This window comes from Escherichia sp. MOD1-EC6162 (assembly GCF_002965125.1).
Lineage (GTDB): Bacteria > Pseudomonadota > Gammaproteobacteria > Enterobacterales > Enterobacteriaceae > Escherichia > Escherichia marmotae.
Window position 1 is genome coordinate 85637 of record NZ_PTSB01000018.1, and the last position, 12513, is coordinate 98149.

Consider the following 12513-nt stretch of genomic DNA (forward strand, 5'->3'; position numbering starts at 1 on the left):
CCAGACTACAAGAGGTAGTTTTTGCTACCCGTGCTGTTTATCCAGCTTTTGTACCAACGGCTGCACCACTTTGTCGCCATGCTGGCCAAAATATTGATACAGCGTATCGGACGCGCTTTTGGTCAGCACCATAATCTCAATACGTCGGTTACCCGCGCTTTGCGGATTTTTGGTATCCAGCAACATCTGGTCAGCCATCGCACTCACCTGCATCACTTTATCTTCTGGCATTCCGGCTTCTTCCAGCACGCGACGAGCAGAAAGCGCGCGGTCGCCCGAAAGGTTCCAGTTGTTGTAGATATTGTTTTTATAGGCCATCGCATCGGTATGCCCGGTAATAATAATTTTGTTATCGAGCGAGTCGAACACCGGCGCGAGCTCCACCAGCAGGGTTTTAAAGAACGGCATAATCTTCGCGCTGCCGCGTTCAAACATATTGCGGTTCTGGTCGTCTTTAATCAGCACGCGCAATCCCTGCGGGACAATTTCCATCTCCAGATTCGCTTCCATATGCGCATCGCGGGCGATGATGTTGATATCGGTCGCCAGTTCGCCAAGCTCGGTGGCGGATTTCTTCTTAAGCAGCGCCGTTTTCTCGTTCACATCGCGCACTTTTTTCTCCGTCTCTTCCGGCACCGCCACGGTAGCGGGTTTCGGCGGGTGGGTCGGGCTAATTTTATTTAACGGCGACAATCCACCGCCGTTGAAAATCGACTGCCCGTGCAGCGCGGCGATAATGCTTTCCCGCTCAGATTTACTGACGCTGTTGACAATCAACTTTATCGTCGTCACCAAAGGAGCCGAGCGTATTTCCGAGGTTTCTGCCCGCTTTACCCTGGACGCGATGCCCGGCAAGCAGATGGCGATTGACGCCGATCTTAACGCCGGATTGATCAACCAGGCGCAGGCGCAAACCCGGCGTAAGGATGTTGCCAGCGAGGCCGATTTCTACGGCGCGATGGACGGGGCGTCGAAGTTTGTGCGTGGCGATGCCATCGCCGGGATGATGATTCTGGCGATCAACCTGATCGGCGGTGTCTGTATCGGGATTTTCAAATATAACCTGAGCGCCGATGCCGCTTTCCAGCAGTATGTGCTGATGACCATCGGTGACGGGCTGGTGGCGCAGATCCCTTCCCTGCTGCTCTCCACGGCGGCGGCGATTATCGTCACCCGCGTCAGCGATAACGGCGATATCGCCCATGACGTGCGTAACCAGCTCCTGGCAAGCCCGTCGGTGCTCTACACCGCCACCGGGATTATGTTCGTGCTGGCAGTGGTGCCGGGAATGCCGCACTTCCCGTTCCTGATGTTCAGCGCTCTGCTTGGCTTTGCCGGCTGGCGGATGAGCAAGCAACCGCAGGCGGCGGAGGCGGAAGAGAAAAGCCTCGAAACGCTGACCCGCACCATCACCGAAACCAGCGATCAACAGGTCAGTTGGGAGACCATTCCGCTGATCGAGCCCATCAGTTTAAGCCTCGGCTACAAGCTGGTGGCACTGGTCGATAAAGCACAGGGCAACCCACTCACCCAGCGGATTCGCGGCGTGCGGCAGGTGATTTCCGACGGCAACGGCGTATTGTTGCCGGAGATCCGCATTCGGGAAAATTTCCGCCTCAAGCCCAGTCAGTACGCCATTTTCATCAACGGCATTAAGGCTGATGAAGCGGATATTCCGGCGGATAAACTGATGGCCCTGCCCTCCAGCGAAACCTACGGCGAGATTGATGGCGTTCTGGGTAACGACCCGGCGTATGGGATGCCGGTGACCTGGATACAGCCTGCGCAGAAAGCGAAGGCGCTGAATATGGGGTATCAGGTGATCGACAGCGCCAGCGTGATTGCCACCCATGTGAACAAGATTGTGCGCAGCTATATTCCTGATTTGTTTAACTATGATGACATCACGCAGTTGCATAACCGCCTGTCGTCGATGGCTCCGCGACTGGCGGAAGATTTGAGCGCGGAGCTGAACTACAGCCAGTTGCTGAAGGTGTACCGGGCTCTGTTGACCGAAGGCGTTTCCCTGCGCGATATCGTCACCATCGCCACCGTGCTGGTCGCCAGTAGCACGGTGACCAAGGATCATATTCTGCTGGCGGCCGATGTGCGCCTGGCGCTGCGGCGCAGTATTACCCATCCGTTCGTTCGCAAGCAGGAGCTGACGGTGTATACGCTGAATAATGAGCTGGAAAATCTGCTGACCAACGTGGTGAATCAGGCGCAACAGGGCGGGAAAGTGATGCTCGACAGCGTGCCGGTGGACCCGAATATGCTCAACCAGTTCCAGAGCACGATGCCGCAGGTGAAGGAGCAGATGAAAGCGGCGGGGAAAGATCCGGTGCTGCTGGTGCCGCCGCAGTTACGCCCTTTGCTGGCGCGCTACGCAAGGTTGTTTGCGCCGGGGCTGCATGTGCTGTCGTATAACGAAGTGCCGGATGAGCTGGAGTTGAAGATTATGGGGGCGTTGATGTAAGCATCCGGCACCAGTGCACAATTGCCGGATGCGGCGTGAACGCCTTATCCGGCCTACCGTTAAGGCACAAATTTGTAGGCCGGATAAGCATAAGCGCATCCGGCATCGGTGCATATTGCCGGATGCGGCGTGAACGCCTTATCCGGACTACGGTTAAAACACGATTTGTAGGCCGGATAAGCGTAAGCGCATCCGGCATCGGTGCATATTGCCGGATGCGGCGTGAACGCCTTATCCGGCCTACGGTTAAAGCACGATTTGTAGGCCGGATAAGCGTAAGCGCATCCGGCATCGGTGCATATTGCCGGATGCGGCGTGAACGCCTTATCCGGCCTACCGTTAAGGCACAAATTTGTAGGCCGGATAAGCGTAAGCGCATCCGGCACCAGCGCACAATTACAAAATGATACGCTCCCCGGCACTAAAATCCATTACGTCTCCCGCCCAATCGATGGGATATAACCCTTTCGTGACATCGCGATGAAACGTTGAGAATGGCCAATCACTTACTTGCTTTACCCAGCCATGTTTTACTGGATTTATATAAATATAATCAACATGATGGCGATAGTCTTTGGTATTGCGGATGGCGTGCTCCCAAAAACGCGGTTGCCAGATATTTTGCAATCCACAAGCATGGGTGAATTGCTTTTTAATCTCCCGCCAGCGAGAAGAAAAATCATCATCGCTCTCGGGTAATGTCCAGATACAGTGCATATGCTCCGGCAAAACTACCCAGGCGTTAATTTCAAAAGGTCTGGCTCGCTTAACTTTAACAATGGCGTTACGGAGCATCTGATACTGGGTGGTCAAAAGCTGGCTTCGACGATTCCGTAAATTTACCGTGAAAAACCAGGTTCCCCCCTTGATGTAATAACGACGATATTCAGACATAGCGACTCCTTTTTCTCAACGGTAAGAAGAAAAGGAAAAGTCGACAATGAGGTTATGTTATATCGGGAAAGCGGCTCGCAAAAATGCACAGATTTGTAGGCATGATAAGACGCGCCAGCGTCGCATCAGGCATCGGAGCACAATTGCCGGATGCGGCGTAAACGCCTTATCCGTCCTACAAAATCGTCTCTTCCGTCAAAATCCGCCGAGCACCTAAAAAATGGTCCTGCCAGAAAGGTTCAGCTAACCGGCTTATCCGAATGGTTTCGCCGGTACGTGGCGACTCGATAAATTGCCCATCGCCCAGATACACGCCCATATGATCGGCTATCTCGCGGCTGTGGATATGGAAAAACAGCAAATCTCCCCGGCGCAGGTCGTTATTCGCCACAATCGTTGCCCGATGGTAGTGATACATCTCATTGGCCGTGCGCGGGAGCTTCGCCTCGAGAATTTTGTTGTAGGCATAAAAAACCAACCCGCTGCAGTCGAAGCCTTTATCAGGCCGCGTGCCGCCCCAGACGTAAGGCTTACCAAGCTGTTGCTCCAGGCGGTGGATCGCCACTTCAGTGATATTGTGCAGGTGGTCGCTGCTTAAGAAATGATTGTTTTCTGCCAACGCCTGCCAGCGTCTGTCACTCGACTTGAGCGGCGCAGGAAACCATTCTGGATGCTGTTTTATCTGCTCGCGGTTGTGCTGGCGCAGCGCCCTTCTGCTTTGTGCGTTCCCTTCTACAATGTAGCTGGCCTGTTTTTTCAGATGCGCGTGGTATCGCTTTAGCAATCGCGCACGGTTTTGCATCCGCTGGCGGGCGGCGTAACTGAAGGAGGTGTGTGATGCGGGAGTGGCGTTGGCAAATATAGGAAGCCAAAGGGACAAAGAAAACACGCCCAGGCGCAGAAATCTGCCGTGAGAGAACGAATACATGAAGGATATAAACTGGCTGAATGAAGGTGATAATTTTAAAGGAGCGGGTGGGTAAATAGGATTATTAATCGCTTATTTGCATATTACTATTGCAGTTTCATAACCTTAGGAAATAAGTAATAAATCCGCTATACAGCCGCTTTTCGGACTTTTGAAAATCGCCCCTTATGCTAAATTTGTAAACCCAGCACCGACAGGCTTGCGTAAAACTCTTTTGGTGCTAATGTGAGCCTTCCAAATCCAGACTATTCCGATTTGGGATCTATTTTGCCGCCCTGGCGTGTGTAACCGTTTTATCAAGGAATAAGCAGTATGCGTAAAATCGCATTAATTCTTGCGATGTTGTTGATCCCGTGCGTTTCGTTTGCCAGTTTGCTGGGCAGCGGTAGTTCCACCACGCCAGTGAGCAAAGAGTATAAGCAGCAGTTGATGGGCTCCCCTGTCTACATCCAAATCTTCAAGGAAGAGCGCACGCTCGATCTCTACGTCAAAATGGGCGAGCAATATCAATTACTCGACAGCTACAAAATTTGTAAATATTCCGGCGGGTTAGGCCCCAAACAGCGTCAGGGCGATTTCAAAAGTCCGGAAGGGTTTTATAGCGTTCAGCGTAATCAATTAAAACCAGACAGCCGTTACTACAAAGCAATTAATATTGGTTTCCCCAACGCCTATGACCGCGCGCATGGTTACGAAGGGAAATACCTGATGATTCACGGCGATTGTGTTTCTATCGGTTGCTACGCGATGACCAATCAGGGTATTGATGAGATTTTCCAGTTCGTTACTGGCGCACTGGTGTTTGGTCAGCCGAGTGTGCAGGTGAGCATTTATCCTTTCCGCATGACCGACGCCAATATGAAGCGCCATAAGTATTCCAACTTTAAGGACTTCTGGGAACAACTGAAGCCGGGCTACGACTACTTTGAACAGACTCGTAAGCCACCGACGGTTTCTGTCGTCAATGGCCGTTACGTGGTCAGCAAGCCGTTGAGCCACGAAGTGGTGCAACCACAACTGGCATCAAACTACACGCTCCCCGAGGCAAAATAAGCGCCATTCGCCTGGCATAATCTTTTGCCAGGTTTCATTGCCCGTCAGCGGCTGAGTTGCAATCACCGTGACCACATCATTCGGTGTGGTCTGCGAGCTGAAGTCGATTTCCACATCCTGATCCAGCAACGTTGCCACGCCAAACGGCGCGCGGCGGGTGATCCAGTGCAGATTGGTTGAACAATACGCCATCACGTAACGTCCGTCCGAAAGCAGCATGTTGAAGACGCCCTTCTGCCGCAGTTCATCCGCCAGTGAGGCGATATATTTAAATACCGCCACCATGTTGCCCGGTGTGCGCGGATAACGCTGCGTCAATTTATACAACAACCAGCAGAAGGCTTTTTCGCTGTCGGTTTCGCCCACCGGGCGAAAGTTGCCGGTTTCCAGTGATTTATAGCCCGTCAGTTGCCCATTATGCGCATACGTCCAGTTGCGTCCCCACAGTTCACGGGTAAACGGGTGAGTATTTTCCAGCGCCACCTCGCCCCGATTCGCCTGGCGAATATGAGCGATTACCGAGCAGGATTTTATCGGATAGTCCTGAACCAGTTTGGCGATGGGGGAATTAAAGCTGGGTTGTGGATCTTTAAATGTGCGACAACCTTTGCCTTCGTAAAAAGTGATTCCCCAGCCATCTTTATGCGGCCCGGTTCCACCACCGCGCTGCACAAGCCCAGTGAAACTAAAGCAGATATCGGTTGGGACGTTGGCGCTCATCCCGAGCAGTTCGCACATCGGTAACCTCCACAACAGCAGGGGAATGCCCCCGGCGAAGATTGGTTTAAGGATTTTCTGGCCGGACGCGGCGTAAACGTTTTATCCGGCCTACAGTTCGGGTACAGATTTGTAGGCATGATAAGACGCGTCAGCGTCGCATCAGGCATCAGCGCACAAATGCCGGATGCGGCGTAAACGCCTTATCCGGCCTACGCCAGACTTACTTAGCCATCTCTTTTTCGATTAACTGGATCAGAATATGGATCACTTTAATGTGAATTTCCTGAATACGGTCGGCATAGCCAAAGTGCGGAACGCGAATTTCAATATCCGCTGTGCCAGCCATTTTGCCGCCGTCTTTACCGGTCAGGGTGATCACTTTCATCCCCTTCTCACGCGCCGCCGCGATCGCTTTGATCACGTTTGCAGAGTTACCGGAAGTGGAGATCCCCAGCAGCACGTCACCTTCGCGGCCTACCGCTTCAACGTAGCGGGAGAAAATATCGTTAAATCCAAAATCGTTACCGACGCAGGTGATGTGGCTGACATCAGAAATGGCAATCGCCGGATAGCCCGGACGGTTTTCACGGTAACGACCGGTCAACTCTTCTGCAAAGTGCATAGCATCGCAATGGGAGCCGCCGTTGCCGCAGGAAAGCACCTTACCACCGGCTTTAAAGCTGTCTGCTAACAGGACCGCCGCGCGCTGAATGGCGTGAATATTGGCGTCATCTTTTAAAAAGTTAGCCAGCGTTTCCGCCGCTTCGTTCAGTTCGTTACGAATAAGATCCTGGTACATGAGGATATCCTTCAGCATAAATTAAATAGACAAAATGCAGTGTACCGGATACCGCCAGAAGCGAGAAGTCTAGGGCAGCGCAATGGCCAGGACTTTTTGACCTGAAGTGGGGATAAAAACAGCAACAATGTGAGCTTTGTTGTAATTATATTGTAAATACATTGCTAAATATTTTTACATCTACTACAACCATATCATCACAAGTGGTCAGACCTCCTACAAGTAAGGGGCTTTTCGTTATGATGATTTTGAGTATTCTCGCTACGGTTGTCCTGCTCGGCGCGTTGTTTTATCACCGCGTGAGCTTATTTTTCAGCAGTCTGCTTTTGCTCGCCTGGACAGCCGCCCTCGGCGTCGCAGGTCTGTGGTCGGCGTGGGTACTGGTGCCTCTGGCCATTATCCTCGTGCCGTTTAACTTTGCGCCTATGCGTAAATCGATGATTTCTGCGCCGGTGTTTCGTGGTTTCCGTAAGGTGATGCCGCCGATGTCGCGCACCGAGAAAGAAGCGATTGATGCAGGCACCACCTGGTGGGAAGGTGACTTGTTCCAGGGCAAACCGGACTGGAAAAAGCTGCATAACTATCCACAACCACGCCTGACTGCTGAAGAGCAAGCGTTTATCGACGGTCCGGTAGAAGAAGCCTGCCGGATGGCAAATGATTTCCAGATTACGCATGAGCTGGCGGATCTGCCGCCGGAGCTGTGGGCATATCTGAAAGAGCATCGTTTCTTTGCGATGATCATCAAAAAAGAGTACGGCGGGCTGGAGTTCTCGGCTTATGCCCAGTCTCGCGTGCTGCAAAAGCTCTCTGGCGTGAGCGGGATCCTGGCGATTACCGTCGGCGTGCCGAACTCATTAGGTCCGGGCGAACTGCTGCAACATTACGGTACTGACGAGCAGAAAAATCACTATCTGCCACGTCTGGCGCGTGGTCAGGAGATCCCTTGCTTTGCACTGACCAGCCCGGAAGCGGGTTCCGATGCGGGTGCGATTCCAGATACCGGGATTGTCTGCATGGGTGAATGGCAGGGGCAGCAGGTGCTGGGAATGCGTCTGACCTGGAACAAACGCTACATTACGCTGGCACCGATTGCGACCGTGCTCGGACTGGCGTTTAAGCTCTCTGATCCAGAAAAACTGCTCGGCGGTGATGAAGATTTAGGTATTACCTGTGCACTAATCCCAACCACCACGCCGGGCGTGGAAATTGGTCGTCGCCACTTCCCGCTGAACGTGCCATTTCAGAACGGACCGACACGCGGCAAAGATGTTTTCGTACCGATCGATTACATTATCGGCGGCCCGAAAATGGCCGGGCAAGGCTGGCGGATGCTGGTGGAGTGTCTCTCGGTGGGCCGTGGCATCACCCTGCCTTCCAACTCAACCGGCGGCGTGAAGTCGGTGGCTCTGGCAACCGGTGCGTATGCTCACATTCGTCGTCAGTTCAAAATCTCTATCGGTAAGATGGAAGGGATTGAAGAGCCGCTGGCGCGTATTGCCGGGAACGCCTACGTAATGGATGCTGCGGCATCGCTGATTACCTACGGCATTATGCTCGGTGAAAAACCCGCCGTGCTGTCGGCTATCGTTAAGTATCACTGTACCCATCGCGGGCAGCAGTCGATTATTGATGCGATGGATATCACCGGCGGTAAAGGCATTATGCTCGGGCAGAGCAACTTCCTGGCACGAGCTTACCAGGGCGCGCCGATCGCCATCACCGTTGAAGGTGCCAACATTCTGACCCGCAGCATGATGATCTTCGGTCAGGGAGCGATTCGTTGCCATCCGTATGTGCTGGAAGAGATGGAAGCGGCGAAAAATAATGACGTTAACGCATTTGATAAGTTGCTGTTCAAACATATCGGTCACGTCGGTAGCAACAAAGTTCGCAGCTTCTGGCTTGGTTTGACGCGCGGTTTAACCAGCAGCACGCCAACCGGCGATGCGACTAAACGTTATTATCAGCACCTGAACCGCCTGAGCGCCAACCTCGCCCTGCTTTCTGATGTCTCGATGGCGGTACTGGGCGGCAGCCTGAAACGTCGTGAACGTATCTCGGCACGTCTGGGGGATATTTTAAGTCAGCTTTACCTCGCCTCCGCCGTTCTGAAGCGTTATGACGATGAAGGCCGCAATGAAGCTGACCTGCCGCTGGTGCACTGGGGCGTACAGGATGCACTGTATCAGGCTGAACAGGCGATGGACGATTTACTGCAAAACTTCCCGAACCGCGTGGTTGCCGGGTTGCTGAATGTGGTGATCTTCCCGACCGGACGTCATTATCTGGCACCGTCTGACAAGCTGGATCATAAAGTGGCGAAGATTTTACAAGTGCCAAACGCCACCCGTTCACGCATTGGCCGCGGTCAGTATCTGACGCCGAGCGAGCATAATCCGGTTGGTTTGCTGGAAGAGGCACTGGTGGATGTGATTGCCGCCGACCCCATTCATCAGCGCATCTGTAAAGAGCTGGGTAAAAACCTGCCATTTACCCGTCTGGATGAACTGGCGCGCAACGCGCTGGCGAAGGGGCTGATTGATAAAGATGAAGCCGCCATTCTGGTAAAAGCAGAAGAGAGCCGTCTGCGCAGTATTAACGTTGATGACTTTGACCCGGAAGAGCTGGCGACGAAGCCGGTAAAGTTGCCGGAGAAAGTACGGAAAGTTGAAGCTGCGTAATGCCGAAAGGTTTCATTTGAGACTGATGACAAACGTAAGATTGCCTGATGCGCTACGCTTATCAGGCCTACGTGATTCATGCAATATATTGAATTTTCACGATTTTGCAGGACGGATAAGGCGTTCACGCCGCATCCGGCATGAACAACGCGTACTTTGTCAACAATCAGAACGGAGCCGAAAGGCTCCGTTTCTTTATCCGCTGATTATTTAAAATTAAAACCATCCGGATGGTTTTCCAGGCTGCCGGTCAACGCTGCAAACAGCACCGTTTTACCATCAATCGAGAGCGCATCGTTCACATTTAGCCAGGTGAGCTTCTCTTGCGACGTTTTCTCATCAATGGTCGAGAACAACCCCGTCATCTGATTAGATTTCTCGGACCACATCACCGCAATACGTTGCGAGCCGCAGTCATGCGGTTTGCACGCACTCATCACCTGATACGTCTCATCTCCCAACGTCACTGTTTGCGCGGGGGTATAAGTACCGCCTTTTATCACCCAGGCGGGCAACTTATGCCCTTCCACCATCTGATTAAACGCTGCTTTGGTGGCTTCACCCTTTGCCAAGCTGCTAATGGTTAAATCATCCTGCGCCATTGCACTGGTGGCGATGACCAAAGCGGCGACTGTCGTTATTGCCTTAAACATCATTCCTCCCGAGCTTATCCTGCCCATGTTATTAACGCCCTAAAGATTGGCTATAACACAGTAATTTGCAAATAAGATATTTCCAATATCAGCATTTGTTATCAATCTCTACCGCAGTAAGGTAATAACCCGATAAAGAGTTAAAGTTATAAAACCCCTCAAATAAAGGAGTTGTACACCGTGCCTGGTTTGAAGATTACGCTTTTGCAGCAACCGTTGGTGTGGATGGATGGTCCTGCCAACCTGCGCCATTTTGATCGTCAACTGGAAGGTATTACCGGGCGCGATGTGATCGTTCTACCGGAGATGTTTACCAGCGGCTTTGCCATGGAAGCTGCGGTTTCATCGCTAGCGCAAGATGATGTTGTGAACTGGATGACCGCTAAAGCGCAACAGTGCAATGCGCTGATTGCAGGCAGTGTTGCATTGCAAACGGACGCTGGTTCGGTTAATCGATTTTTGCTGGTAGGGCCAGGCGGCACGGTGCATTTTTATGATAAACGTCATCTGTTCCGGATGGCGGATGAACATCTGCATTATAAAGCAGGCAATGAGCGAGTGATTGTGCAATGGCGCGGCTGGCGTATTTTGCCGCTGGTGTGCTACGACCTGCGCTTTCCGGTGTGGTCGCGCAATCTCAATGATTATGACCTCGCAATCTACGTTGCCAACTGGCCTGCCCCGCGCTCTTTGCACTGGCAAGCATTGCTGACGGCCCGCGCGATTGAGAATCAGGCGTATGTCGCGGGATGTAATCGCGTCGGCAGCGATGGCAACGGCTGCCACTATCGCGGCGACAGCCGGGTGATTAATCCACAGGGCGAGATTATCGCTACTGCCGACGCGCATCAGGCAACGCGCATTGATGCGGAGCTGTCGATGGCTGTGTTAAGGGAATATAGAGAAAAATTTCCGGCATGGCGGGATGCGGATGAGTTTAGGTTGTGGTGAAATCAGCGCCAGATAGGTGAGAGAAGCGGGAGTTGAGATCGGCACGGGCCTTACCGTGAAGATCTCGGAGGGATGCCTAAGCCTGATCGCAGAAAGCGACGAAGTACAGGAACTGAGGAAGGAAATTTATCAGGTTAAACAGTCTGTTAAGGGGATGCGGGACGGGATGTTTAGTGTGATGAACGAGAGTTAAATAATAAAAAAGCCGGGAAGGTTTAATTTCTTTCCCGGCTTTTTATTTAAATAAACTATCGTATTTCATTCAACCATAGTGATTCTTTTTCCGTTTTAAAAAATGCGGGGGAATCAAAGTCAATGCCATTTTTCCTTGAATAGGAGAGTAAGAGATCATAAGTAATTCTATCTGCGATTCTTCTTTTTGAATAGTTTTCCTTTTCTTCAAACCATAACGGTTCCCCGACCTCATAAAAAATCCATTTATTTTCTTTTATCACTCTAATTAAACGTATTGTTTTTCCTGACTCAATAAAACTCATTTCCATCAGAGGGTATTCCCCCATCAATAACCTAAACAGTAGATAGCTAGATTTATTCTTTTTTGACAGGCAATAAAGTAAAGAGTCCCATCCATCAGATAAATTAGACAGAAAAATTAATTTGCTGTCATTTATACACGGATAATAGAAAACTCCCTCGGACGGCAAGGCCCCACCACGTTGAATCGTCAAGTGTATTTCCTCAATAAGCTTTCGATTACTTATTGGCTCACTCGGCCAGTTCAATCCATTATGGATAGTTCTTTCTATATCATTAAAATCACTGTTCACTACAGCAAACACTAATTTTTTATTATCAGATGATTGAGTGGCCATTTAAAATATTCCCTAAGTCATCAATTAGCCAAAATGTATTTCTTGAGTTGGGATCAAGTATAGGTATAGTATTTTGGTGACCAACGCTGCCTTTTATTGTTGTATCAACCTCAATATTATAATGTTTACCATTTAAATCAAATTGAACATCCGGCCTATTTTTACCAACAACATTTCCATTAACATCTACCTGCCATTGGTTTTTCCTGATATTTGTAGCACCCTGACTGCGAGCATCCGCAATAAGATTATCAATAAAATTATTATGTCCTGTGCCACCATGTTTTTTGGCATTCCCCCCATTTGCACATGGAGTCAGGCCCAGCGGATCGATCCATGATAGCGGATTCGGCGCATAAGCATAAAGGTTTAACCCGCCTCTTAGCCCTATCGGGTCCTGGCTGATAAACCGCCCGCACTCCGGCGCATAATATCTGAACAGATTGTAATGCAGCCCCGTTTCTTCGTCAAAGTACTGCCCCGGCAGTCGCAGCGGCTGTTCAAAGTACGCCCCGCTGTTGC

General features: G+C 51.2%; 11 protein-coding genes and 2 pseudogenes. 5 read left to right on the forward strand and 8 right to left on the reverse strand.

Annotated features, from left to right (window positions below; genetic code table 11):
* Positions 1-24: 24 nt before the first annotated feature.
* Positions 25-792, reverse strand: a complete 768-nt coding sequence (gene lafU, locus A9587_RS15800; protein ID WP_000207585.1) for a putative lateral flagellar export/assembly protein LafU — start codon at positions 790-792, stop codon at positions 25-27.
* Here lafU and A9587_RS15805 point away from each other — a divergent pair.
* A pseudogene (locus A9587_RS15805) lies at positions 758-2476 on the forward strand (flagellar biosynthesis protein FlhA); the annotation flags it as partial. The gene lafU and the pseudogene A9587_RS15805 overlap by 35 nt on opposite strands.
* Before the next feature lie 396 nt (positions 2477-2872).
* On the opposite strand, the gene rayT reads toward A9587_RS15805, so the two are convergent.
* Positions 2873-3370, reverse strand: coding sequence for an REP-associated tyrosine transposase RayT (gene rayT, locus A9587_RS15815; RefSeq protein ID WP_016248347.1), 498 nt, complete (start codon positions 3368-3370; stop codon positions 2873-2875).
* A 175-nt stretch (positions 3371-3545) separates the two neighbouring features.
* On the reverse strand, positions 3546-4298 hold the full coding sequence (locus A9587_RS15820) for a C40 family peptidase (protein WP_123057392.1): 753 nt from the start codon (positions 4296-4298) through the stop codon (positions 3546-3548).
* 312 nt (positions 4299-4610) lie between these two features.
* On the opposite strand from A9587_RS15820, the gene dpaA reads away from it, so the two are divergent.
* A complete protein-coding gene (gene dpaA, locus A9587_RS15825) occupies positions 4611-5351 on the forward strand; it encodes a peptidoglycan meso-diaminopimelic acid protein amidase (protein WP_001225687.1) in 741 nt (246 codons plus the stop codon).
* On the opposite strand, the gene A9587_RS15830 is transcribed toward dpaA, so the two are convergent.
* Together A9587_RS15830 and lpcA are read right to left on the reverse strand one after the other, a co-directional pair.
* Positions 5322-6089, reverse strand: a complete 768-nt coding sequence (locus tag A9587_RS15830; RefSeq protein WP_001515775.1) for a class II glutamine amidotransferase — start codon at positions 6087-6089, stop codon at positions 5322-5324. The genes dpaA and A9587_RS15830 overlap by 30 nt on opposite strands.
* 202 nt (positions 6090-6291) lie before the next feature.
* Positions 6292-6870, reverse strand: coding sequence for a D-sedoheptulose 7-phosphate isomerase (gene lpcA / locus A9587_RS15835; protein ID WP_000284053.1), 579 nt, complete (start codon positions 6868-6870; stop codon positions 6292-6294).
* 239 nt (positions 6871-7109) lie between these two features.
* Here lpcA and fadE point away from each other — a divergent pair, with 239 nt between their 5' ends.
* Positions 7110-9554: an acyl-CoA dehydrogenase FadE gene (fadE, locus tag A9587_RS15840; RefSeq protein ID WP_105264021.1), complete on the forward strand. Its 2445-nt coding sequence runs from the start codon at positions 7110-7112 to the stop codon at positions 9552-9554.
* A gap of 206 nt (positions 9555-9760) precedes the next feature.
* On the opposite strand, the gene ivy is transcribed toward fadE, so the two are convergent.
* On the reverse strand, positions 9761-10207 hold the full coding sequence (gene ivy / locus A9587_RS15845; RefSeq protein ID WP_016248344.1) for an Ivy family C-type lysozyme inhibitor: 447 nt from the start codon (positions 10205-10207) through the stop codon (positions 9761-9763).
* A gap of 180 nt (positions 10208-10387) precedes the next feature.
* Between ivy and yafV the strand changes: the two genes are divergently transcribed.
* Together yafV and A9587_RS25700 are read left to right on the forward strand one after the other, a co-directional pair.
* A complete protein-coding gene (yafV, locus tag A9587_RS15850; protein WP_105264020.1) occupies positions 10388-11158 on the forward strand; it encodes a 2-oxoglutaramate amidase in 771 nt (256 codons plus the stop codon).
* A gap of 16 nt (positions 11159-11174) precedes the next feature.
* Positions 11175-11351: a SymE family type I addiction module toxin gene (locus A9587_RS25700; protein WP_442899307.1), complete on the forward strand. Its 177-nt coding sequence runs from the start codon at positions 11175-11177 to the stop codon at positions 11349-11351.
* 55 nt (positions 11352-11406) lie between these two features.
* On the opposite strand, the gene A9587_RS15860 is transcribed toward A9587_RS25700, so the two are convergent.
* Positions 11407-11991, reverse strand: a complete 585-nt coding sequence (locus tag A9587_RS15860) for a hypothetical protein (RefSeq protein ID WP_105264019.1) — start codon at positions 11989-11991, stop codon at positions 11407-11409.
* Between the two features lie 309 nt (positions 11992-12300).
* Positions 12301-12513: pseudogene (locus tag A9587_RS15865) on the reverse strand (RHS repeat-associated core domain-containing protein); the annotation flags it as partial.